Annotated in this window: 22 protein-coding genes and 1 tRNA gene; 5 read left to right on the top strand and 18 right to left on the bottom strand. The window is 60.8% G+C overall.

The window, feature by feature from the left end; translation table 11 throughout:
- Positions 1 to 125: 125 nt before the first annotated feature.
- The 11 genes from QMX79_RS12345 to QMX79_RS12295 form a co-directional block, all read right to left on the bottom strand.
- Entirely contained in the window at positions 126 to 830 is a 705-nt protein-coding gene (locus QMX79_RS12345) for a hypothetical protein (protein ID WP_282247010.1), read from the bottom strand.
- 94 nt (positions 831 to 924) lie between these two features.
- Positions 925 to 1,656 carry a hypothetical protein gene (locus QMX79_RS12340; RefSeq protein ID WP_282247009.1) on the bottom strand — a complete coding sequence of 244 codons (732 nt, stop codon included), beginning with the start codon at positions 1,654 to 1,656 and terminating at the stop codon, positions 925 to 927.
- A gap of 110 nt (positions 1,657 to 1,766) precedes the next feature.
- On the bottom strand, positions 1,767 to 2,147 hold the full coding sequence (locus QMX79_RS12335) for a hypothetical protein (protein ID WP_282247008.1): 381 nt from the start codon (positions 2,145 to 2,147) through the stop codon (positions 1,767 to 1,769).
- An 892-nt stretch (positions 2,148 to 3,039) separates the two neighbouring features.
- On the bottom strand, positions 3,040 to 3,318 hold the full coding sequence (locus tag QMX79_RS12330; protein ID WP_282247007.1) for a hypothetical protein: 279 nt from the start codon (positions 3,316 to 3,318) through the stop codon (positions 3,040 to 3,042).
- Positions 3,319 to 4,567: 1,249 nt separating this feature from the next.
- Positions 4,568 to 4,879, bottom strand: coding sequence for a hypothetical protein (locus tag QMX79_RS12325; protein WP_282247005.1), 312 nt, complete (start codon positions 4,877 to 4,879; stop codon positions 4,568 to 4,570).
- A gap of 204 nt (positions 4,880 to 5,083) precedes the next feature.
- Entirely contained in the window at positions 5,084 to 5,368 is a 285-nt protein-coding gene (locus QMX79_RS12320) for a hypothetical protein (RefSeq protein ID WP_282247004.1), read from the bottom strand.
- Between the two features lie 78 nt (positions 5,369 to 5,446).
- Entirely contained in the window at positions 5,447 to 5,812 is a 366-nt protein-coding gene (locus QMX79_RS12315; RefSeq protein ID WP_282247003.1) for a hypothetical protein, read from the bottom strand.
- Positions 5,813 to 7,598: 1,786 nt separating this feature from the next.
- Positions 7,599 to 9,326, bottom strand: coding sequence for a type IV-A pilus assembly ATPase PilB (gene pilB, locus QMX79_RS12310; RefSeq protein WP_282247002.1), 1,728 nt, complete (start codon positions 9,324 to 9,326; stop codon positions 7,599 to 7,601).
- 105 nt (positions 9,327 to 9,431) lie between these two features.
- Positions 9,432 to 12,434, bottom strand: a complete 3,003-nt coding sequence (locus QMX79_RS12305) for a fused MFS/spermidine synthase (protein WP_282247001.1) — start codon at positions 12,432 to 12,434, stop codon at positions 9,432 to 9,434.
- Between the two features lie 90 nt (positions 12,435 to 12,524).
- Positions 12,525 to 12,953 carry a pilin gene (locus QMX79_RS12300; RefSeq protein ID WP_282247000.1) on the bottom strand — a complete coding sequence of 143 codons (429 nt, stop codon included), beginning with the start codon at positions 12,951 to 12,953 and terminating at the stop codon, positions 12,525 to 12,527.
- 122 nt (positions 12,954 to 13,075) lie between these two features.
- Entirely contained in the window at positions 13,076 to 13,501 is a 426-nt protein-coding gene (locus tag QMX79_RS12295; RefSeq protein ID WP_282246999.1) for a pilin, read from the bottom strand.
- A 365-nt stretch (positions 13,502 to 13,866) separates the two neighbouring features.
- On the opposite strand from QMX79_RS12295, the gene QMX79_RS12290 reads away from it, so the two are divergent.
- The 4 genes from QMX79_RS12290 to QMX79_RS12275 all read left to right on the top strand — a co-directional run bounded on the left by QMX79_RS12290 (position 13,867) and on the right by QMX79_RS12275 (position 16,968).
- Complete coding sequence (locus QMX79_RS12290; protein ID WP_282247011.1) at positions 13,867 to 15,126, top strand: type II secretion system F family protein; 1,260 nt, start codon at positions 13,867 to 13,869, stop codon at positions 15,124 to 15,126.
- Positions 15,127 to 15,133: 7 nt separating this feature from the next.
- Entirely contained in the window at positions 15,134 to 15,997 is an 864-nt protein-coding gene (locus tag QMX79_RS12285; protein WP_282246998.1) for an A24 family peptidase, read from the top strand.
- An 8-nt stretch (positions 15,998 to 16,005) separates the two neighbouring features.
- A complete protein-coding gene (gene coaE, locus QMX79_RS12280) occupies positions 16,006 to 16,638 on the top strand; it encodes a dephospho-CoA kinase (RefSeq protein WP_282246997.1) in 633 nt (210 codons plus the stop codon).
- Between the two features lie 168 nt (positions 16,639 to 16,806).
- Positions 16,807 to 16,968: a hypothetical protein gene (locus QMX79_RS12275; protein WP_282246996.1), complete on the top strand. Its 162-nt coding sequence runs from the start codon at positions 16,807 to 16,809 to the stop codon at positions 16,966 to 16,968.
- 142 nt (positions 16,969 to 17,110) lie between these two features.
- Here QMX79_RS12275 and QMX79_RS12270 read toward each other — a convergent pair whose 3' ends face one another.
- The 7 genes from QMX79_RS12270 to QMX79_RS12240 form a co-directional block, all read right to left on the bottom strand.
- On the bottom strand, positions 17,111 to 18,436 hold the full coding sequence (locus QMX79_RS12270; protein WP_282246995.1) for a HAMP domain-containing sensor histidine kinase: 1,326 nt from the start codon (positions 18,434 to 18,436) through the stop codon (positions 17,111 to 17,113).
- 4 nt (positions 18,437 to 18,440) lie between these two features.
- Entirely contained in the window at positions 18,441 to 19,118 is a 678-nt protein-coding gene (locus tag QMX79_RS12265; RefSeq protein WP_017356179.1) for a response regulator transcription factor, read from the bottom strand.
- A 7-nt stretch (positions 19,119 to 19,125) separates the two neighbouring features.
- On the bottom strand, positions 19,126 to 19,602 hold the full coding sequence (locus QMX79_RS12260) for a hypothetical protein (RefSeq protein ID WP_282246994.1): 477 nt from the start codon (positions 19,600 to 19,602) through the stop codon (positions 19,126 to 19,128).
- 232 nt (positions 19,603 to 19,834) lie between these two features.
- Entirely contained in the window at positions 19,835 to 20,740 is a 906-nt protein-coding gene (gene rimK / locus QMX79_RS12255) for a 30S ribosomal protein S6--L-glutamate ligase (protein ID WP_282246993.1), read from the bottom strand.
- A gap of 84 nt (positions 20,741 to 20,824) precedes the next feature.
- Entirely contained in the window at positions 20,825 to 21,181 is a 357-nt protein-coding gene (locus tag QMX79_RS12250) for a nuclear transport factor 2 family protein (RefSeq protein ID WP_282246991.1), read from the bottom strand.
- A 349-nt stretch (positions 21,182 to 21,530) separates the two neighbouring features.
- Positions 21,531 to 21,604: transfer RNA gene (locus tag QMX79_RS12245), tRNA-Gly, on the bottom strand.
- A 107-nt stretch (positions 21,605 to 21,711) separates the two neighbouring features.
- Positions 21,712 to 23,541, bottom strand: a complete 1,830-nt coding sequence (locus QMX79_RS12240; protein WP_282246990.1) for an autotransporter domain-containing protein — start codon at positions 23,539 to 23,541, stop codon at positions 21,712 to 21,714.
- Positions 23,542 to 23,744: 203 nt separating this feature from the next.
- On the opposite strand from QMX79_RS12240, the gene thiS reads away from it, so the two are divergent.
- Positions 23,745 to 23,954, top strand: a complete 210-nt coding sequence (gene thiS / locus QMX79_RS12235) for a sulfur carrier protein ThiS (protein ID WP_282246989.1) — start codon at positions 23,745 to 23,747, stop codon at positions 23,952 to 23,954.
- Positions 23,955 to 24,044: the final 90 nt, after the last annotated feature.

The raw sequence follows: 24,044 nt of genomic DNA, 5'->3' as shown, positions 1-24,044 counted from the left end.
TCTCGGGGGCTCGGTGATGTTTATAAGAGACAGTTATTGCCCAATACACTCATAAGCCCAGCCAAGCCCCCCCCCCCCGTCCAGCGACTCCCTTACGCTTCCACAACTGCAAGACTCCCCAGATATCATTGCTCAACAATCGAGACGCGTGCCGCAACTACTTCAATGAAGCCATCGCTGACATACATCCTGATCATGTTCTGCTTGCGGTGAACTATGCAGCTTCGAACATTACCAAACCGGTGCTCACCCGAAAGCGCGGCGACATCGAGCTTGGCAATGCAGGACGTCACGCCACTAAATGCGACCATCACGGGCTGGGCGTCCGAGGCGATACCTCCCCTGCGCATGAGGAGCTTCATTGAGCACGTACCGGTGACAGGCGAGAAATGGATCGATTCCAGATATGAGAAATCGAACTCCACGCCCTCGATCTTCTTGAACCCGCCGCGGCCAGCGCGAACGCGCGACGTTCCGGCTGCATCCGTCGGCCAAGGCAGTGCAGCCAACCGTACATCGCGACCGGCCGCCTCGACGAGCCCACCCGCAAGGTAGAGCCGAAGGCTTCCGCGTGACACGTCAACGCGGCCATCCTGGATGTTCCCGGACGAGGCATTGTCAGCCAATTCCTCAAAACCGAATCGACCGAAGAACTCCTCTGTGCCCGCACAGGAGAGCGAGCACGCTGATCGAGCCCTACCCACCTTATAGTCACCAAGGCTTAAGTCGATCTCGCACGTTCGCTCAACGATTGACAGGAAGACTGAATTGAAGACTCCATCATGGAACTCGACATCATCAAACCTCTCCTGACACGTCACGTCACTCACACCAGCCTCCGGCAATTGAAAACCTGAAATCCCTATCTGCGGCAGCCCAGATACTACACGCCACATCCGAGGGCATCGACCGGAGGCCAGTCGTCTACGAGCCTCCATCCAGGCCACCAAGCTCATCCAGATGGATGGCAAGGGAGCGCGGATCGACATACGTGGAGAGATGCCTAGCAGCACCCGCCCACCAATCAGCCAGCCGCGCCACGTCAAGCGGGCCGTACTGCAGACGACGAATGGCACCTGCCACTTCCTGCAAGAGCACGTTGGGGGCGTAGGCAGCGCTTGCGTAGTCTTGGAGCCTTCCAAGAAGACCACCAAATTTTCCGTCGAGCTCCACGTCCCACCCGCTTTCAGGCTGGAATGGTATCTCGCCGGTACCGAGCAGCTCCAAGGAACTGGTCACCACGGCCATCACTCCCTCGCCCAATGCAGCGGGGGCGTCAGCCCCAAATCCACCGGCCATCTCACGAATCAAAGCCGCCTTGAGCGCCCATCTCTGGTCACGAGAAAGCGGCGAATGGCCGGTGATTGAATCCACCAGCGCACAGAAATCCCGCGCGCCTTCTTCATCCAGGCACCGCCTCAGCTCTTTCATGAACCGATCAAAGGTCGCCGCCTTTCTGGTAGGCGACAGATCTACCAAGTAGTAGTCAGCCGCTCCCGAAAGAATGTCCGAGGCAGCGCGCCTGGCCACGCCCTTCGTCAGCTCAATTGAAGGCTGCCCGCCACTCCATTGACCCAACGACACGATCCAGGACGAAAACCAGTCGGTAGAGAGAAGGAAGATGACGTCATCGGTTTCATCAGAGATTTGAAGCAATTCAACAACCTTGCGACTCCCCAGGGAGTCACGTGTAGGCCGCATCAACAGCGGAGGAAGATCAAGGCCTGCGGTAAATCCACCTCTCACCCCGGGGCCACTCAGCCAAATCAACGAATCATGAAGGGGGAGGAAATTGAGCGGCAGGTAAAGTCTTCGTTGTAAAACAGAACTGCGAACTCGCCCTCAGGAAGTGAAGGTTGATCTGAAAACAGCCATTTCTTTACATAGAACGTCGTAGAGCCCCCAGGCTCAAGCTCAAGCGCACCCGCTGGCGCCCTCGAATGACCGAGATCAGGATCATCCTCCCGCCATTCCGAGCTCGCCGAATCTCGTCGAAGTACACGCACGTAGTAATCATCAACCAAGGAGCGACCAGGATCTCCAAGAGGGATACCGCTGGAACGCGCATCTGAGCTGCGTATGGTGAACTCTCCTCGAGCCTGCAACGAGCCCTGATCCTTTACGCCGACGAAGTCGATATCCAGCAAAGGGCACGATGCGTTGCGACGAAGTTCAGAGGCACAGCCTTGGACTAACAGCACAGCCAATAGCAGGACACTACCGCGCAGCCTCATGGTACAACCCCCGAATGTCGACCAATATCATCCCACCTGCGCTTGGACCCAGAAAGGGCGACGTACGCTCCGGCTTCCATTATGGACTGAAGCCTGGCTCTATTCGCGCCTGAACTATTGGGAGTCCCGCTGCACGCTTGAACCTTCAACAGCACCCTGCAGCGCGATCCAAGCACTTGCCGAGATCGTGCATCCTACTTTGTCCATCACCAATTCCTCGGATCAGGCTGAGCGGCAGCATCAGCCCTGACCTGTTCATGGCAGCACTCTCTAATTGCACACCGACGGCACGACGGATGACCCTGGGTCGTGCGGCGGCATGCTTTGATGCATTGTGCACACGGCTTACGGACGCCCGGGGACCAAACGAACAGCAACGAAGCGAGCTGTAGCAAACACAATGAGCAGAAATGGCAGAACCAGCATCCACCAGTACCGGGCGGAGAAGGAAACAACCTCACAGCCGAACGTTAGGTCCAGCGCACGACCACACTCATGGACCCGCTCAACCATTACGGGACCGCTCAATGTCACCACACCGAGCGCCAGTACACATAGGAAAGCCCACAAGCCGAACGTCACAAGCGCGATCTTCATTTCACTGCAGTCCCTACAATGGTTTCGCGTTCCTTGATCACCAAGCCGCACCTTCCCAAGCATGCTTTGGCTCCCCGGCACCTTCTCATATACACGACTTCCCAGGCCGTCATCGCCCAACAATCGAGACGCGCATCGCGACCACTTCGATTGATCCAACGCTGACGTACATCCTAATCATGTTCTGCTTGTGTTGAACAATGCAGCTTCACTTCAACCCCGGATGGTCGTCAACGTCCATGCTGGAAAGAAACACAATTTCGTCATATGGCTCGCTGTAATGAACCATGCCGATCGCGGATGTTTCGATCAGGACCCCGCTCAATAGAGATCCGCCACCGATTATTTCGTCCTTGGTGAGCCAGCCTTCATAGCCGCCCAAACATTGCCAGTGGTCGAGATCGCAAACTACAACGCCCTCTACATTGCCCTCAACAAGAACGGAGTCTCCAACACGAATGCTTCTCCGGCCATTGCTGTACTTCATGCTTAAACATACCTCCACGTAATCACGCCATCCGTCAGTTCCAAATCAGAACGACATGCCAACTCGCTCTTCAGGGCGCCAAAATCCTTCCGACCTTGCTCGCCCTTCTGGGCGACCCAGTCAGCCAGCCTGACCTCAACGAGCTCCAGATCTGCGTAGTTCACAGGACCCGATCCAAACCCTGGATCCAGCAGGCCATCATCCTTTATGTCCGTCTGACGCCGCGGCGCCCATTCTTTGTATATGGCCTCGTCACCACGGTAACGAACGTGCACGCTCGCAGAAGGCCCTTGGCCGCGCTCATATATCGCGCACAGGGCACGCAACATTGAAATCAGGCTATCGCGACTCATAGTTCATGCGTTCCTTCCAAGTCCTTGTCCACCTGACGAGATCTTCGGCACGGAGTAACCCATCAACTTCTTTCACCTTGCCGAGCAGCAGAAGAAAAGCGACCCTACCTCGCGTGGATAAGTCTCGCTCCCAATGGTCACAGCGAATTTCCACGAACTCAATGTCATCGTACTCAACGGGTCCAGAACCAAAACCCGGATCAGGCATGCCTGCAGTCCCGACGTCATCCTGACGCAAAGGAGCAAATTCGGAGTAGACCGTCGCATCACCGCGGTACTTGACGCTGACTCTTCCTGCCGGACCAGCGTCACCAACGTGGATGAGCTGGAGGGCCGAGAGGAGCGACATTAGAGGCTCATATGACATCGATTGCACCCCAGGAGCAGCTACCATTGAATACGCTGACCATATTCGTCCTCAAGCAACTCATCACCTATGATTGACTTGGTGAAGCCAGCGGCTAGCTCCTCAGCCTGACGAGCGTCTACGCCAGCGATCTCCACCTCCTTTTTCAGGAACGGAAGTGCCCGAACGCGACATCGATACTCAGCACCACCAGCAACAGCTTCGGGCCTTGATACACATACTTCCGCAGGCAACCGAGCATCACCCCGCCTGACGAACCCTCGAACTTGAATCGACCATTCTTTCGACATCAGTTGGCCCGGGTGACAATTGGTGAAGTCGGGCAAGCTGAGAATGCCTCCTCAGCCTCACTTGGCTGGCTTGACAGGGACCACAGGTAAAGCGCCTCGGCGATGCCCAAATGCACCAGCGGCGCAAGTAGCGCCCTAACGCCATCCCAATTGCTCCTGTGAACAAGGCTGTCGTAGTCGTTCGTGAGAGAAGGTGGGAGGCCATTCATGGCTGGCAACGCTGGTCATCCTGTTATTTGCTAGAACTGCCGCACCAAACCAACCATGGCGATCACCAGAATCATAAGCAGCAAGACCGCCCATGATGCGACGTGCAGCACCGCGAAGTATGCTGGCCAGCCACGCAAGCCGGACTCCCTCAGCACTGCATAGCACGCCGCCACAGTCTCCTGCGCAACCGACATCTCACGGCCGGGAAGCATATCGAGGCCAGCGAGAAACTCTTCACTGGGTCGCCCCTGGCGAAGTCGTCGAGCAGCAATGATGGCGCAATAGCGACTCGCAAGCATTGCAAGGGCTACATAGAACAGACAAGGCACCAACTCAATCATTTCACACGCTCAGCAGCGAAGGTGAGCAGGGTCAAGGGCAGCATCAATACTAGAAGGGATGCGGTCCAAGACCAGCCAGCTAGTCAGTAGCATCCAAGCCCTTTACCCCCTCTGAAACTTCTCTGATCTAACCGAGCACTTCGAATCAGCAGCTCTGAACTCCACAAAGAATGACGTTCCGGGTGGATATCTATCATCGAAGACCTAATCTACATCCACATAGAGATCGGCTGACTCACCTCCTTTGAGGTCCACCAGACCTTCGAGCTGATCGAAGGTTCCAATCGTCATGTCAGGGAGCCAATCGGCGCTGCCAGGTAATTGTGAATGGATGTTGTAAGAGAGGGGATGCAGTTCCATTCTTGATGATCCGCCGACCAAGCCCGCGAGAAGAAACCGAATGACCGTAATGTCTTCAACACCCACCTCCTGTCTGATCGATTGCCGTTCCGCGAGGCAGACCCGGGCTCTGCTCGGCTGCTTCAACATCATTGCCCTGCCAATGGTTCGTCTAGCCAAAAGTCACAGCACAACTGCTCCACAAATACTTGTCTACCACTGACGAGATCAACCGCGGACAATGCCGTAGTCGATGAATCCATAGTGCATCCAGTCAAAGAACTCCAGGAACTCATAGGAGATCTCCGCAGCGGGAACGAAGTCAGCCTTGCCCCAGTAGGTGTCGCCGTCGGGTCCTTTGCTGGCGAACTGCTCGGGAACTTGATCGTATTCCGACTTTGACCTAACAGATAAGCCTTCAATGTGGGCGCGGCCGTAAGCGGCAGCCGAAACGTCTCCCTGAAGCACAAGGCTGCGGAGCAGTTCTCGCTCTATGGAGCGGAAAGAGTCCTCCACGGCGACGTCCAGGATGCCCTCACCCGGCATAAGGTAGGCGTTCCACAGGTGCCTACTCGCCTCTCTGAATCGCTGCATCGATCACCGAGGTCGCTGCTCTGCCATCTAACCTACGCAGCGCAAGGGTCGAACCGGGCCACCCCTTCCCGTTGGACCTTGGGGTTCGACGCATTGCCCCGAATAGGCATCGAAGTGTGCGCTTCGCTACCCCCTTATCCAACCAATTGCGCCGTCACCTAGATTGAGGCTCGAATCACTAGGTAGCATCGCCTTCAGCCCAGAAAATGCCTGACAACCTTTATCTCCGTATTCGGCACTCCAATCGTCCAAGCAGACCTCCACACGGTCCAATCTTGTGTAGAGCACTGGCCCCGACCCGAAACCCGGGTCCAACAGCCCCTCCCCCAGAATCCGGGCTCGCGCGGGAATCCATTCATTATAGATCGTGTCATCGCCATCATATTGAACCCGGACGCCAGCGCCGCGCACATCGAACTCTGTCTCAACTATCGATAGCGAGTACAGGAGAGACTTCAGATCCTCCATGCTCATCAGTTACGCTCCTCTCCTGTATCTAAAAACGATCATCTGGCCTTCGCATTCGTGGCATGAAAGTGAGGGCAGTTATGATGCGCCGGATGCTCTCCGCACACTTGATGAGGATGCCCATCGGGATGGTTTCTAACGACCTGCGATCTGCGCGGACGCTTGTAACCGCAGTTGTTCCCGCCATTTTTTTACGGATATAAGTGTAATCCACCCCTCCCCTTCAACTAGCATCGAGAACGTATCGAATCAAGGGAATGAATCCGATCGCGAGCAACAACAGGACAAAGACGCCAAGTGAAGCGACATGAACCAATGATACTAGCGAGATCAACTTCGAAGGGCCTCGCTCCTTCATAACTGCAATTCACCCATGAAAGCCATTCCGTGCCACCATCAGATCACGCGTTGGCATGACAGGAAGCGAAGCCAGCTCCGCCTCACCCGCGGTTCGGCCTGGCTCTCGTTTCGCCAGAAGCACCACCCATGATCGGCTGACCATGTGGGCGAGCATGCTGTAGAAGAGTCCGGATATTAGCTCGTCCATTGTTTTACTGTACACACCCGCGCTCTATCACGCGAGGGGCGCCATCGAATGCGAGCACGCACCTCATCCTACGCTATCGCCTTAAACACCAAGGCTGGCCACGATCTCACCATCCCTGCCCCCCAAGGTCAACGTTTCCGCGACCTCCTTCTCCGGAGGAGATATACCGGCCAGAAAGTTACGCAGAATGTCACAGCGGTGAGCGAATAGATCTTGTATATCGCCAGATCACCACCTATAAAAACCGGGCCGAAGCCCAAGAATAAGATCATAAGCAGGTAAGAGATCGCCAGCGCAATTAAAGCGGAAACAACCAGTTCCTTCAGGTTCTTCATATCAGGCCTTAGTAAAGCGTCTCAACCGTGTCGCACTCGTCGCAGGACATCCAACGGACCGCGGCCACCTCGCCGCTTCCTAGCATTATGCTAGCGCTAGCGTCTAACCCAGCCCCGCCCAAGCTGCATACATTGCTCCACTTGGTCATTGCGGGCGCCTGACGCCGACGGCGCGAAAGCTCCGTATGCGCTGACGAGCGCGAAGGCTATGGACTTCCATACAGATAGCCCAAACTTGCCCGCGATTGCAGATTTCATACCCAAGTCCTTTTAGGGCGGCATGGCTTCGGTGCCGCGTTCCATTCTGGAATGTTGAGCAGCTTGGCGGATGATGACATGCGCCGGGGCAACGATATCGAACTTCCCTCACAAAACAAAAGGCCCCGAAACTCGGGGCCTTTTGCATATCTCGCGGTCCTTTGATCTGGCCGCTGGATCAATCCTTGGTAACGCGGTTGATCTCAGCCAAGCTGGTCGTACCTGCAGCCGCCTTCACCAGCGCAGACTGGCGCAGATCCCGGATCCCCGCACGCTGCGCCGCCTCTGCAATCTGGATGGCATTGCCACCTTCCAGCACGATCACCGAGATCTCCTCGCTCATCGGCATCACCTGGTAGATACCGGTACGGCCCTTGTAGCCTTCGGTGCATTCTTCGCAACCCACCGGCTCATAAAGGGTGATACCCGCATCCAGCTGGGCCTGGGTGAAGCCCTCAGCCAGCAGCGCATTGTCCGGCAGGTCCACCGGCCGCTTGCAGTTGTTGCACAGGCGGCGCGCCAGGCGCTGGGCGATGACCAAAGTAACCGAGCTGGTGATATTGAACGGGGCGATACCCATGTTCATCAAGCGCGCGATGGTCTGCGGGCCATCGTTAGTATGCAGCGTGGACAGCACCATATGACCGGTCTGCGCGGCCTTGACCGCGATTTCAGCGGTTTCAAGGTCGCGGATTTCGCCGACCATGATGATGTCCGGATCCTGTCGCAGGAACGAGCGAAGTGCGGCGGCAAAGGTCATGCCGCGCTTCACATTCTGCTGCACCTGGTTCACGCCGGGCAGGCGGATTTCCACCGGGTCTTCCGCCGTGGAGATGTTGCGCGTTTCATCGTTGAGGATGCCCAGCGCGGTATACAGCGACACGGTCTTACCCGAGCCGGTGGGGCCGGTGACCAGCACCATGCCGTAGGGCTTGTGGATGGCATCCAGGAACAGCTTCTGCTGGTCGGGCTCATAGCCAAGCTTGTCGATACCCAGCTTGGCCGCGCTGCCGTCCAGGATACGCAGCACGATCTTCTCGCCGAACAGGGTCGGCAGGGTGCTGACGCGGAAGTCGATCTGTTTGGACTTGGAGAGGTTGAGCTTGATGCGCCCATCCTGGGGCACGCGCTTTTCAGCGATATCCAGCTGCGACATGACCTTCAGGCGTGCGGCGATACGCTGGTTGAGCTTCACCGGCGCCTTGGCCACGTTCTTGAGCAGGCCGTCGATGCGGAACCGCACGCGGTAGTCGTCTTCGTAGGGCTCGAAGTGGATGTCCGAGGCGCCCTTGCGAATGGCGTCCACCAGCACCTTGTTGACGAACTTGACCACTGGGGTGTCGTCACCCTTTGCATCGTGGCCGGACTCGGTTGCGCCCCCCTCTTCGTCCCCGGTGGAGACGTCCAGATCGCCCATGCCATCGTCGTCACCGCCCAACGAGTTGCCGAGGGTGTCATGCTTGGACTGCCACTGCTCGAGCGTACGCTTGATCTGCTCCTCATCGACCAGGATCGGCTCGACCACCAGATTGGTGTGGAACTTGATCTCATCCAGTGAATGGGTGGGATCGCTGGTACCGATGAACAGCTTGCCGCCACGCTTGAACAGGGGCAGCACGTGGTGCTTGCGCAACAACTCTTCGCTGACCAAGCTGATGGCGCTCTGCGAGCTGTCAAATACATTGACATCCAGGAGCGGCATGCCGAACTCAAGCGCATTGGCTGCAGCCAACTGTGCTGGAGTGACCAGCTTCTTCTCGGCGAAGAATTGCGGCAGCGGCTGCTTGGCCGCTGCGGCCTTGGCCATGGCGTCGCGGGCGGACGCCTCGTCCAGCGCTCCGTCCTGGACCAGGCGCCGGGCAATGCCCGTGATGCCGACGAGGTTGGCGGTAACGATGGCGTTCATAAATCTGTCCTCTTAACTGCCCGATCACGGGGGGTGCAGGGCACTTTGTCAGCCTAACCCTCAGCTGCGGTCAGCGGCAACTGAGGGCAGGATCGCGATGGTTCACTATTGGCGCGTCGAGAGGTAGTCGAGCATACGCAACGGAGAGTTGCCTCGAAGGTTCGGCTCCAACCGTGCGTCATAACGTAGGTGGATCTGTTTGGCGACCTCCGGCTGGCGTGATGCCAATGCGGCGTACTGCATAGCACCGACGAGGTAATAGCTGACCATGCGGTCGCCGAGCACCGTTCCGGCGTCCGGCCCTTCCAATATTCTGGATCCAGCCTCAAGCACCGCCGCATGGTCATCCTGCGACGCTGCACCAACCAAGGCGAGCACATCGCGAACCAACGGCGAATCCGGCGCGCACGCAATCCAGGACGGATTGGCCCAAAGCTCATCCTGCGTTTCCGCACTAAGGTACGGCACTGTTTCCATTGCGAGCGACACAATCATTGCCGCACTGCCATCGGGCTCCTTGTCCAGCGTGCACGCCATACCCCTCCCACGCAACACCTCGGCATTCATGCGTTCGCCGGCCTGAGTCGTGGTAGATGGGCCGGCATTCAGCCCCAACAACTCTGCCCGCAACTGGCGCGCCGCCTTCAATTTGTTGACCACCTGCAGCGGCAAACCCCGCCTGTCGCCTTCTTCGAAATCGCGTCGAGGGAAGCCGCCCAGAAGTCTCGAGACAGGCCAAGGCGCAGTCGCGAACGCATTGAAGTCCGCAACACTAACCGAGCGGAAACGAGCTTCCGGAGCCTTGAGTTGAAGGATGGGGAAGAAGTCGGAGTTGGCCCTGGATGGATAGTGCGCAACATAGGCTTCCAATGCCGCTCGGTCCATGACAAAGCTGTCTTGCATATCGCGAACGTCATTCACACCAATACGCGCAAGGTCTGACTTCAACAGTGGATCATTGAATACACTTCCACTCAGTTCTGGCAGCTTGCCATGAGGGGCTGCAACCAGCACCAAGTCGCTATGGTTGGCCAAGTACGCGTGAACGTCACTGAAGTTGGCCAGCATCCCCTTCAGCACCGAGCTGACCAGCACTGGATCGATTTCATACAACTGCAGCCACTGAACAAAAATGCCGTCTTGGTTGAGCTGGCCCGGCACGAACTCGTAGAACTCTTGACTGAACAACGACGCCGTGCCGCCCATCCAAGGATTTGACGGCTCGGAGACAATCAGATCGTATTTAGCCGGGGATGCGGAAAAATACGACTTCGCGTCATCAATTACGATATGCGACCGCTCGTCGTCAAATGCACGCTGCACGCGCGCACCGAAGTGACGGGCGCCATTTACCATAGCTGGCTCGATCTCTACGGTGTCGACGCGCCCAACTCGCGGACTACCCAGCAGCGTATGCGTGGTTAGGCCCGAGCCGAAGCCGATCACACCCACTCGACTGTAATCATTCTTCATGGCCATAGGCAATGCGGCAAGCATGACCATGGTCGACTCATCGGTGGTTGGCGCCTGCTCTATACCGGATGCCATTCCGGCATCAACCTTTCCATTCGTGGCGATTGAACGAGTCGCCCCCGGGGCACCACCCTTGTTGGGGGTCTGGTAGACAGCAACTGTCGCTGTTTTACCATCGTTGAGGTAAAGCATCTCGGCACTTTGCTCCAGAGTTACGCGCCCGTGGCGATAAACGGATGACGTAAGCATCATCGGATCAAAGTGGACGAAGAGCATGGCGCAGGCCAATCCTGCGACAGAGAGTCCAGCTGCCTTGGCGAATCCAGGAACGCCACGCTGACCCACCGGCGCATAGCGCCGCAAAAGCGCCACCCCAAGCAGCAAGTCAACCGCTGCGGCGGTCGCCAAGGCCAGCTTTAGACCCAGCAACGGCAGCAATACATGGACGGCCAGCAGCACCCCCACAATCGCGCCGAGCGTATTGAAAGCGTAGACCTGACCGATCGCTCGTTCACCTTGCCCCTGCCTGAGCAGCGCAAGTGTCAAGAGAGGCAAGGTCATCCCAGCGAAGAACGCTGCCGGGAACATGACCAAGAGCGAAATCACGCCACTGGCCACGTTGTATAGGCTGTAGCCTTCGGCGGTTCGCATGATGACGCGCATCAACCAGCCGACCCATTCGAAGGAGTTGGCGTAAACAAACATCGATGCCAGCGCCGCCAGGCCCATCCAGATCTGCACCCAGCCTGCCGTTGCCAAAGGCGACGCGAGCCGGTCAGCACGTGAGCGAAGCCATAGGCCGCCGAACGCAATGCCAGCGATGAATGAGGCGAGCATGAGCTCGAAGGCGTGAATGGTGGTTCCGAGCGCAAGCGACAGCATCCGCACCCAGGTGATCTCATAGACAAACGACGAGGCGCCCGTCAGACCAGCCACCACCAGAATGAACAGCGCCCCCCGGCCGTCATCCACCGACGCGGGTTGCTCGACGATGGACGACTCCCGCTCCACCTTGCTGAGCGGATAAACCGCAATGGCGATCAGGATGTTGAGCAGCCCTGCCGACAGGATCGTGCCAGGCAGACCAACCCACGGCAACAGGAGATACGTCGACGCCAGCGCGCCTGCGGCAGCGCCAATGCTGTTGGAGAAATAGAGCCCCGCCAGGACCCTCCCCTCCACGTGCGGCTGCAGGCGCATGAAGCCCGCACTCATCAATGGGAACGTGGCACCGAGCAGCACGCATTGCGGCAGCACCAACAGCGTGGCCATGCCCCAGCGCACCCAGTTGACGCCGTTGCCACCCATTGCCGGGAAGGCACTGGTGTAGGCCCATTGCGTGACCCCTTGAAACAGCGGATCGAAGGCCAAGCCGAGCAGACCAATGACTAGCTCAATTACCGCATAGGCCAAAAGCGGGCGCTTGAGATTGACGCTGCGTCGACTGACCAACCACGCGCCTGCCGCCATGCCTCCCATGAAGAGAAGCAGCACCAGGGACTGGGCATAGGAGGAGTGACCCAAAAAAAGGCCGAGGTACTGGGTCCAGATGGACTGGTAGATCAGCCCGGAGAACCCGGACAGCACAAATACCCACAACAGCAGCGTGCCGCTGCGCGACTTCTCTGAATTCACTTCCCACCCCAAGAATGTGTCACCGGATCAGGTTCCCTGCGGCTGTCCCCGGACGACCGCAAAGTGCAGCTTAACAGCTGCACGACCTTATCAGCGGCATGCCTTGGGCAAATACTCCGGCGAAATGGTGGTGCCAGCGCCATTGCAAGTCCAGCGCGTGGCCCCGGCCACAGACCAGTCTGGAACCCACTGCAGTTCCTGCAACTTGATCTCCGCGTTAGCGTCCGGGCCATCATAGGCCACGGTGATTGCCCCGCCCGCCCCTATCGAAACCGATGATACGAAGCGCCCACTCATTGGCGCTGTCACGCCCACTTGGGCATTACTGGTTGGCGGAGTGCCTGTTGCCCACTGGTACTCACCCACGGCGACCTTCAGATCTGCCGCAAGGGTCATACCCTCGGCCACCTGGGCGCGGATGAGATAATTCTGGTAGGCCGGCAGCGCGATGGCAGCCAGAATCGCGACAATTGCCACGACGATCATCAACTCAATCAACGTAAAACCGCGCTGTCGCATGGAATTCCCCTGTGCTCCCCGTATCAACCATCTCAAGCAGAAACCGTGCCAACACCCAAACGAAACGGGGCCCGGCAAAGCCGGGCCCCGTTACTACTTCCGCGAAAGCTACTGGCGCTGTATTAGCGGCAAGCCTTCGGCAGGTACTTGGCAGCAACGGCACCAGCGCCGGCGCAGGTCCAAGCGATCGAACCATTGTTGTCCGAAGCCGTCAGCGTCAGGGTGCCGTCCTTGATCTTGGCATTGGCATCGTTGCCGAAGGTAGCGGTAATGACGTTGCTAGCAACGGCCACCTGAGTCACGTACTTGCCCTTGATGTTGGCCTTATCTTCCAGACCAGCAGCAGCATTGTCGGCCGGCCATGCACCGGTGTTGGCATAGGTTTCAGCCACGGCCGACTTGGCGCCCGAGGTCAGGGTCAGGCCTTCCGACACCTGCGAACGGATCAGGTAGTCCTGGTAAGCCGGCAGAGCGATGGCGGCCAGGATGGCAATGATCGCAACGACGATCATCAGTTCGATCAGGGTGAAGCCCTTCTGATTCTTCATGTGTACATCCCCTAGAGGTAGATAGATAAAATTTAGGACACTGGGCCTTGGCCGGGCCGGCAAGCCGGTTGAGCATGGCGGGCGCCCCGTGCGGGTGGATCAAAGCAGGTTGCGTGCCAACTTCCCCGGCAATGCTCCCCAACATTCCCCGGCGCAATGATGGCAGCAATTCCGAGGATTGGAACCCCCCTCACAGAATTTTGCGACGCATCCGGCAATGTGACGTGTTGCGTCACCTTCTGACGGCCCCTGCCAGCCGGATCTGCCCCGATCGACCCAGCCGCAGGGATGCAAACGCGGCCAAGAACCGGCTACCATGCGCCGAGATAGCCCGCCTGGGGATGGTGTGGCTGGGGAGCCCTGTTATGTCCGTTAGCCGTAGTGCAATCAAGAAAGAGCCCGTGGCGCGCAACACCATGGAGCTGGTGCCGTTTGTCTGGGAGGGGACCGACAAGCGGGGCGTGAAGATGAAAGGCGAGCAGACGGCGAAGAACGCCAACATGCTGCGCGCCGAGTTGCGCCGCCAGGGCATCATGCCCAGCGTGGTCAAGCCCAAGCCCAAGCCGTTGTTCGGGGCTGCCGGCAAAGCGATCACCGCCAAGGACATCGCCTTCTTCAGTCGCCAGATGGCGACCATGATGAAATCTGGCGTGCCTATTGTCAGCTCGCTGGAAATCATCGGCGGGGGTCATAAAAACCCGCGGATGAAGAAGATGGTCGGCACGATCCGGTCCGACATCGAGGGCGGCTCGTCCATGTACGAGGCGATCAGCAAGCACCCGGTTCAGTTCGATGAGCTGTACCGCAATCTGGTGCGTGCCGGTGAAGGCGCGGGCGTCCTGGAGACGGTGCTCGACACCGTGGCCACCTACAAGGAAAACATCGAAGCCCTGAAGGGCAAGATCAAGAAGGCGATGTTCTACCCGGCAATGGTCATCGCCGTGGCATTCATTGTCAGCGCGATCCTGCTGATATGGGTGGTGCCTCAGTTCGAAGACGTGTTCAAGGGCTTCGGCGCTGAGTTGCCGGCATTCACCCAGATGATCGTGGCCATGTCACGCTTCATGGTGGCCTGGTGGTGGTTGATCCTCATCGTGGTAGTCGGCGCGGTGGTGGGCTTCATCTTCGCTTACAAGCGCTCACCTCGAATGCAGCACGCGATGGACCGGTTCATCCTGAAGGTACCGGTGATCGGCCAGATCATGCACAACAGTGCCATCGCCCGCTTCGCCCGAACCACGGCAGTGACCTTCAAGGCAGGTGTGCCGCTGGTGGAGGCCCTGGGTATCGTGGCCGGCGCCACGGGCAACAAGGTCTACGAAGAGGCCGTGCTGCGTATGCGCGATGACGTGTCGGTCGGTTACCCGGTCAACATGGCCATGAAACAGGTCAACATCTTCCCCCACATGGTGGTGCAGATGACCGCCATCGGCGAAGAGGCCGGCGCACTGGATGCCATGCTGTTCAAGGTGGCCGAGTACTTCGAGCAGGAGGTCAACGACTCCGTCGACGCCCTGAGCAGCCTCATGGAGCCGATGATCATGGTATTCATTGGTACCATTGTGGGCGGCATGGTGATCGGCATGTACCTGCCCATCTTCAAACTCGGCGCCGTCGTCGGCTAAGGTAACCATGGCATTTCTCGACCAGCATCCCGGCCTCGGCTATCCCGCCGCGGCCGCACTGGGGTTGTTGATTGGCAGCTTCCTCAACGTCGTCATCCTGCGCCTGCCCAAGCGGCTTGAATGGCAATGGAAACGCGACGCGCGGGAGGTGTTGGAGCTGCCCGACATCTACGAACCCCCACCGCCCGGGGTGGTGGTCGAGCCGTCGCACTGCCCGCACTGCAAGCACAAGCTGTCCTGGTACGAGAACATCCCGCTGTTCAGCTGGCTGGCACTGCGCGGCAAATGCCGCCACTGCCATGCGCCGATTTCGATCCAGTACCCGGCGGTGGAGCTGCTCACGTCGCTACTGGTGGTGGCCAGCGTGTGGCAGTTCGGCTTCGGCTGGCAGGGCTTTGGCGCCATCGTGCTGAGCTGCTTCCTGGTGGCCTTGTCCGGCATTGACCTGCGTACCCAGCTGCTACCGGACCAGTTGACCCTGCCGCTAATGTGGCTGGGCCTGATAGGCAGCATCGACAACCTGTACATGCCGGCCAAGCCCGCCCTGCTGGGCGCCATTGCCGGCTACCTGCTGCTGTGGTCGGTGTGGTGGCTGTTCAAGCAGATCACCGGCAAGGAAGGCATTGGCCACGGCGATTTCAAGCTGTTGGCCGCGCTGGGCGCCTGGTGTGGGTTGAAGGGCATCCTGCCCATCATCCTGCTGTCGTCGGTGCTCGGGGCCATCATCGGCTCGATCTGGCTGTACTCGCGGGGCCGCGACCGCGCCACCCCGATTCCGTTTGGGCCGTACCTGGCCGTTGCCGGCTGGATCGTGTTCATGTGGGGTGAGCCGCTGATCAACGCCTACCTGAGAATGTCCGGCCTGCGCTGAGGGCAGCGATGAGCCAGTTCGTGATTGGATTGACCGGCGGCGTGGCCGCCGGCAAGACCGAGGTAACCCGGCGCTTCGAGGCGCTGGGCATCACCATCGCCGATGCCGACTTAGCCGCCCGCGCCGTGGTGGCCCCTGGCAGCGATGGCTTGGCTCGGATCGTGGCGCACTTTGGTTCCGGAATCCTGCTGGCCGACGGCCAGCTTGACCGCGCCGCGCTGCGCGAGCGCATCTTCCGCTCCGCGCAGGAACGGCAGGCGCTGGAAGCCATTACCCACCCCGCCATTCGCGAGCTGCTGCGGCAGACCTGCAAGCAGGCTGAGAGCCCCTATGCGATTGCGGCCATTCCGCTGCTGACCGAAGCAGGCGGCCGCCAGCAGTACCCGTGGCTGGACCGAATCCTGGTGGTGGATGCACCCGTGGCGGTGCAGCACGCGCGGCTGATGCAGCGCGATGGCACCACGGCCGATCTGGCCGACCGGATGATTGCGGCGCAGGCCAGCCGCGAGGAGCGCCTGGCGCTGGCGGATGACGTGGTGGTCAATGATGGGCACCCGGATCAATTGCAGACGCATTTGGAGCGGCTGGATCGGGCGTATCGAGCGATGTCCATCCGTAAACCTAAAGGCCCCGAATATTAGACGCCAACGACCTATGGTGGATGATGCGCGAGAACCTCTCAGCGCACGTTCTTATGGCGTACAGAATTCTAGATGGCCTTGACCTATCGGTCCGTTTGAAATAAAAGCTTTCTTGGCGCTGCCACTAACATCAGCGCTGGGTAGTTATCACAAGCACAAGGAAGAATCATGAAAGAACTGACTGCTAAAGAAGTGCAAGCTGTTTCTGGCGGAGCTGAGCGTCTGACAGTGCAACCTGGAACCACTCAGACACGCGGAAAGAATCCGTTCGCTCCGGGCCCGCTGCCGGCAGGCTCCACAATCCCTTACGTCCGCTACGTGCAGATGTAACAGGCGTATTGCGGGCCTTCCAAAAATGGCGGGCCTGCACCTAGCGCTACATAATAGGTTGTCAGGGCGGCGGTAACGCCGAGCGGGAGCACCTGTCCCCTAGAGCGCAGACGCCCGATGCAGTGCATCGGGTGTCCTTGAGTCAGGCTTTTGGCGAAAAGGTCAGCGTGGCGATCACACCGCGCTCCGCACCTGGACGAACATTGACCTGCCAACCATAGAGATCGCACAGGCGGCTGACGATCGAAAGGCCGATGCCGCCGCCCTGCGAGTGGCCGGCATGTGTGCCGCGGTAACCGCGTTGGAACAGCTTGGCGGCGTCTTCTGCACTCAGGCCCGGGCCACTGTCGATCACTTCTACTTGGTTGCCGGTGACCAGCACCCGCACCGAGCCTTCCTGCGAATACTTCACGGCGTTGCCGATCAGGTTGCCCAGTGCCACCGACAGCGCCGATTCCGGGGCATCGATGACCAGTTCGCGGTCGCCTTCCAGCACCAGCTCCAGTGGCTTGCCGCCCAGCTGGGCGCGGTGCGAATCGAGCAGCTGCTCGGCCACGCGGGCCACGTTGCTGCTGCCCTGTCCGCGCTCGTTGCGCGAGAGCAGCAGCAGCGCGCCAATCAGGTCGGTGCACTGCTGTTCGGCACGCTGGATGCGCTGCAGCCGCTGCAGCACCTTGGGGTCCAGGTCCGGCCGGGTCAGCAGCAGTTCGGTGGCACCCCGGATCACGGCCAGCGGGGTGCGCAGCTCGTGGCTGACGTCGGCGTTGAATTCGCGGTCGCGCTGTACCACTTCGGTCAGCCGGGTCGAATAGTCGTCCAGTGCCTGCGCCAGCTGCCCCACTTCGTCGTCGGGGAAGCGGGGCGCCAACGGCGTGGGGTCACTGGTACCGCCCCGGTAGGCACGCAGGCGCGCGGCCAGGTCGGACACCGGCTTCATCACCTTCGAGGCCGACCACCAGCCCAGCACCAGCGACAACGCACTGAACACCAGCACCGAGAAGAACAGCGCGCGGTTCAACTGCTCTGCGCCGCGCAGGCTTTCGGTCATGTCGTAGGCGAGGAAGAACCACGCATCGGGGGACTTTCGGACGGCAAGCTTGTACGAGAACGGCTCGTTGTGCTCGTCCACACCGTTGAGCTGGTAGTTGCCCGTTGCAAACGCCGCCCACTCCGGCTTCTCTTCGCGCACGCGGTCGAACTTGTCGCTGGGATAGACGAATGCGCGGATCTGCTGCACTGGAATGGAGGGAGTGCGCCCCGGGCTCTCGTAGAACCGGTGCGCGAATTCATCGATGTTGCGGTTCATCACGTCTTCGACGAGCTGGTTCTCCACGCGGGCCCGTGCCCAGTTCGTGGCAAACGCAAACAACGTGGTCAGGCAGAAGCCCAACAGCACGAAAGACACGATGATGCGGCTGCGCAGCCGGCGCCGGTAAGGGCCCCGGCGGCGCTCCCCCCTGCCCGTCACCGGATCAGGCTTCCGGGGCGGCGATGCGGTATCCGATGCCATGGCGGGTCTGGATCAACGGCACCTCGAACGGCTTGTCCACCACGGCGCGCAGGCCGTGGATGTGCACGCGCAGCGAATCCGAATCGGGCAGCTCTTCGCCCCACACGCGGGTTTCCAGCTCCTGGCGGGTCACCACGGCCGGGGCCGCTTCCATGAGCGCCTGCAGGATCTTCAGTGCGGTGGGGTTGAGCTGCAGCAACTTGCCCTGGCGGCGAACCTCGAGGGTATCGAGGTTGTATTCCAGGTCGCCGGTTTCCAGTACCCGCGTCTGCACGCCCTTGCCGCGGCGCGACAGGGCGTTCAGACGCACTTCGACTTCCTGCAGCGCGAACGGCTTGATCAGGTAGTCGTCGGCACCGGAATCGAACCCGGCCAGCTTGTTGTCCAGCGAATCCCGTGCGGTCAGCATGAGCACCGGGGTCTGCTTGCGCGCTTCATTGCGAAGCTTGCGGCAGACCTCGATCCCATCCATGCCCGGCAGATTGAGATCCAGCACGATCGCGTCGAACTCGTGCACGACCGCCAGGTGCAGGCCGGTCACGCCGTCGGCGGCGAAGTCCACGGTGTGGCCGCGGTCTTCGAGGTAGTCGCCCAGGTTGGCGGCGATGTCGCTGTTGTCTTCAATTACAAGAATTCGCATGTGACCTCTAGTTGGTAAGTTTGCCGCCGCCGCGCTGTACTGAATTCAGTTCGCGCTGGGCAGTGGCCTTGTCGCGCTCGCGCTGGGCAACGGTCCTGCACTGCGTGGTCGCCCGGTGGGAGCCGGTGGACTTTTCGCGGGTGCAGATCTGGCGGCTATCTTCGCGCGCCTTCGTCAAAACCGTGTTCACAACTTGTTGGTCGTTGTACAGCTCGAGCTTGGCTGATTCGGTAATGCCTGCCTGCTCAGGGTATTGGTCAAGCACGCCGCGTATGCGGCCCAACGCCTGGCGGACCTTGCTGCGGTCTTCGCCGGTGAGCTCGGAATAGATCTCGTTGTTGGTATTCAAGTCCTTTTCGATCAGGTCAACCTGCTCTGCCAGCGGCTTGTTGCGCGCAAAGACCTCATCTTTGGGGGCTGCCTGCGCCGTACCCAGCGCCAGCAGGAGGGCCGCGGTCCCGGCGGCCAGAATCACTCGCTTCATTGCAACCAATCCTTAGTCAACTGAACGGAAAGCCGAATGTATCCCCCTCGCCTTGACCTCAGCAAGTGAGCGATGGCACGGGAAGAAAAAGGCCCAGACGGATCCCGCCTGGGCCTGAAGTCATTCCCGATTACCGTTATCTGCTGAGGAGGGCAGAGCTGCGGTTCGTTGAAGCCTACGCCGGGGGCGATTAAACCGGTGTTAAAACCGCCCCGTCGACCTCAAAAAATATTCATGCCTTTGATTTTGCTGGCTTTTTCGCAGCAGCCACTTGGGAGGCCACGTGTTCGATGATGCGCCCGGCCAGGTCGTCCTGGCTGATCCCCTCGATCCCTTCCAGGCCGGGGGTGGAGTTGACCTCCAGCACCAGCGGGCCACGGCTGGAGCGGATCAGGTCCACCCCGGCCACCCCCAGCCCCAGCGCACGGGCAGAGCGCACCGCCACCTGCTGCTCGGCCCGGGTGGCCTTGGCCGCGCGGGCGCTTCCGCCGGCATGCAGGTTGGAGCGGAAGTCCCCTTCCGGGGCCTGGCGCTGCATGGCGGCGACCACGTGGTCGCCCACCACCAGGCAGCGCAGGTCGGCGCCCTGGGCCTCGCCGATGAACTCCTGCATCAGGAAATTGGCGTACAGCCCGCGCAGGGCCTCGACGATGCCGCGTGAGGCGCTGGCCTTCTCGGTCAGGATCACCCCGCGCCCCTGGGTGCCTTCGTTGAGCTTCACCACGTGCGGCGGCGGGCCCAGCATGGAGAGCAGGTCCACGGTGTCATCGGGGTTGTCGCCAAACACCGTGACCGGCATGTCGATGCCCTTGGACGCCAGGATCTGGTGCGCGCGCAGCTTGTCGCGGGCGCGCAGGATGGCATCGGAGGGGTTGGGGGTAACCGCCCCCATCATCTCGAACTGGCGCAGCACGGCGGTGCCGTAGCGGGTCACCGAGGCGCCGATGCGCGGAATCACCGCATCCACCCCGGTGATGGGCCGGCCCTTGTAATGCATGGTGAAACCGTCGGCGGCGATGCGCATGTAACAGCGCAGCGGGTCGAGCACGCGCACGGTATGCCCGCGCGAACGCGCCGCGTCCACCAGCCGCCGCGTGGAGTACAGCTTGCTGTTGCGGGAAAGAATGGCCAGTTTCATGGCGGCGACAGGAGGGGGAAAGCGCGAAGCATAGCGCGTAGCCTGTACCGCGTGGATGACGGGAATGAGGGGGCGTCCAGCCGGTTACCGTTGCCCGTTTGGGATGACAAACGCCTGCAGTTCCACCATCTTCCGGTCGCGGAACCGCCAGACGTCGCTGTAGGCGAGTTCGGTAGGCTGGCCGTCGTCACCTTCGCCGATGATCGTGCCCAGCGCGACGACCGTGTCGTCCTCGGCAACGAGGCGGTCGACCGTGAAGCGCGGCGGCTTGGCGTAGGCGCTCTTCATCCACTGGCGCACCGCCTCCTTGCCCTCGAGCGTGCCCTCGCCCACTGTCGTCCAGCGGATGTCGTCCGTGCAGTGGGAAAGAAACCCTTCGTTGTCGCCCGCGATGACGGCCTCGTTGGCCTGCAGGAGAACAGACTTGTTGGAACCATGCATACGAGTACTCCACGAGTGGCGCAAAGCGCCGACGGAGCATGGTCCCAGCGATCAGGTTAACAAGGCGCAAGGGGAATGAGAGCGAAGCGTAAGCAAGCGCGCTCTTCGATCGGGGTCATGCGTTCGCCGCGCCGATCAACGTTACCGGCAGTCGATTGGAATCCGACCCTACCGGTATCACGCGTGCGACAACGCGCAGCAGCGATACGCCGCAGTCGCAGCGATCAGGTCAACAAAGCACAAGAGGAAAGAGATCAAAGTAGCAGGCCCCTTGAGTCAAGGGGTCGCGCCGACAGGCGCGGGGATCTGGTGGCATGCCGCCACGCTCCATGGTTTGCCGGGCAAACCGTGGAGCGGGTGAAGGGAATCGAACCCTCGTCAGTAGCTTGGGAAGCTACAGCTCTACCATTGAGCTACACCCGCTTGGTGCCGGCAAGTTTATGCGCCGGGGCGGTAAAAAGGCAACGGGCGGCATGAGCCGCCCGTTGCTTTCGGCACGACCAACGGTCGTGCCCTACCCGCTTTTCAGCTTAGAAGCTGCCGCTTACGGTTGCGAACAGGCTGATGTCGCGCGCCCGCTTCTGTGCCGCGGTGGTGCTCATGCCGACATTGCTGTTCAGGCCGAACAGGCTCATGCGCGCACCCAGCACAGCGGTGGCGTAGTTCTTGTCGAACTCCAGGCCCGGCACCTTGTACATGCCCACGTCCGGCATGGTCTGCAGCCAGGCGCTGGCCTGCTTGCCGTCTTCGAACTCGTGGTCGTAAGTGAGCTGCGCGTACGGCTTGATGCTGCCGCCGTCGAAGCGGGCCTGCCAGCCGATGCGGCCCACGGTGGAGTCGGCATCCTGGTTGGCGTAGCCCAGCGCGGTGGCGCTCAGGTTCGATTCCTCGTAGCCATCCAGCTTGACCTGCTGCCAGATCACCGCAGCCACCGGGCCGTGGCGGAAGCCGCCTTCGGTGCCGAACTCGTAACCGGCGTTCAGGGCGGCGGTGAGGTTGCTGCCTTCCGGGGAACCGGTGTGGGTGCGCTCGGCCGGGCCCAGCTGCACGCGGCGGGTCACGTCGTAGTCCAGCCAGCTGTAGCTGACCTGGCCGGTCACCCAGGTGTTCTCGCCATACCAGCCGGCGAACAGCCCCAGGGTGGTGTCGGACTGGGTGAAGTCGCCCTTGCTGTTGCCGAAGTCGGCATCCATGCGGCCGTAGCCGGCGAAGCCGCCGACGACCATGCCGTCATGGGCCCAGTCGATGCCGAACAGGCCGGCCGGGGCCAGGCCGTCGTACAGGTCGGCGTGGTCATAGCGCTGCATGTCGCCACGCAGGCCGCCCCACCAGCTCAGGCCATCGGCCGGACGGCCGTCGAGGTGCCCGCTGACCTGGTCGGCGCGTGCACGGCCCACGGTCTGCGCGGTGTGGGTCAGGATCTGCTGGTTGCGCGGGGCTTCCAGGATCGACAGGGTGTACTCACCCAGCATCTGGTGGGTGGCGGTGGTCGGGTGCACGCCATCGGCGAACACGTAGTTGTTGGCCGCGTTCGGGTTGACGTAGGCGGTCGGGTTGCAGGTCAGCGACGAGGCCGTGGTGCAGGCCGGGCTGGTGACGTTGACGAAGCCGTAGGTGCCCGGGCTGGCGACGATTTCCTGCAGGATGTGGAAGGTATCCACCGGGATGACCTGCAGGCCGGCGGCCTTCAGGCCACCGAACAGCGCGTCGTTGTAGGCCTTGGCCAGCGCGGTGCCCTGCGCCATGCCCACCGCGCCACCGGCGCGTGCGGCCGGGGTCAGGCCGATGTCGGGCAGGGTCGGCACGACGATGTACTGCGCGCCGGCCGCCTTCAGGGTGCCCACGATGCCGACCTGGTCGGTCACGGCCGCGCCGAGGGTGGCCTGCAGCGGTGCGCCGGCCTGGATGGCGAACAGGTCATTGGCGCCGCCCCACACGGTGTACAGGGCATTGGCGTCGGCCTTGCCGCCGTTGGCGGCCAGGTACTGCGCGGTCTGGGTCTTCAGCGAGTAGACCGGAATGGCCGGGGTGCCCGGGGCCAGGGTCTGGGTGCTGTCCACGCCGACGCGGGCGCCGCCGATGGCGTAGTTGTCACCGCCCTGGCCGTTGCCGTGGGCAGTGGCGTTGGTGCCGTAGTAGTCGGCCACGTACTGCGCCCACACCCAACCCGGGTTGGTGGTGAACTGGCCGGTGACCGGCTGCACGGAGGCCGGCAGCAGCGGGCGGAAGTAGCCCTGGTCGGTCAGGCTGTCGCCGATGAAGATGGTCTTCGAATAGGGCGACTGCGCCATGGCCGGCACAGCGGCCAGGGCGATGGCCACGGCCATCAGGGAACGCAGGGGACGCTTGCTGAGCAGCATGGAAAAAACTCCTTTTTGGGTGATGACGGCCGACGTACGCCGGCGCACGGTGCCATGGTTCCACTGCACCCCGGCGACATCACGCTGCGCTGCGGCATGGCCGGGGCCAGGGGCACGCAGACACCAACGGGGAGAGGCCGGGACGGGCATCGGTGGGGGCGCAAGGGTACGCAGAACCGACGACTTTGGGGGACAATCCCGTCATGAACTTCGTCAACTTCACGCTCAACGGCGACTCCCGCCAGCTTCCGCAAGATTTCACCGTCCTGGACCTGCTGCAGGCCGAACACCTGACCGAGCGCCGGGTGGCGGTGGAGGTCAATGGTGAGATCGTGACCCGCAGCCTGCACGCAACCCATGCGCTGCGCGAAGGCGACCTCGTCGAGATCGTGCACGCGCTGGGCGGCGGCTGACGGTGCGACCGCCCGGGCCGGCCAACGGCCGGCGCGACCGGTGCATGCACGATCCGGACAGGAATGGCCTGGTTGGGCGATAATTCCTCG

Origin of the sequence: Stenotrophomonas sp. PS02300, assembly GCF_029959395.1 — a bacterium.
Classification (GTDB): Bacteria; Pseudomonadota; Gammaproteobacteria; order Xanthomonadales; family Xanthomonadaceae; genus Stenotrophomonas; species Stenotrophomonas maltophilia_AD.
This window is presented reverse-complemented; position numbering and strand designations above follow the sequence as displayed.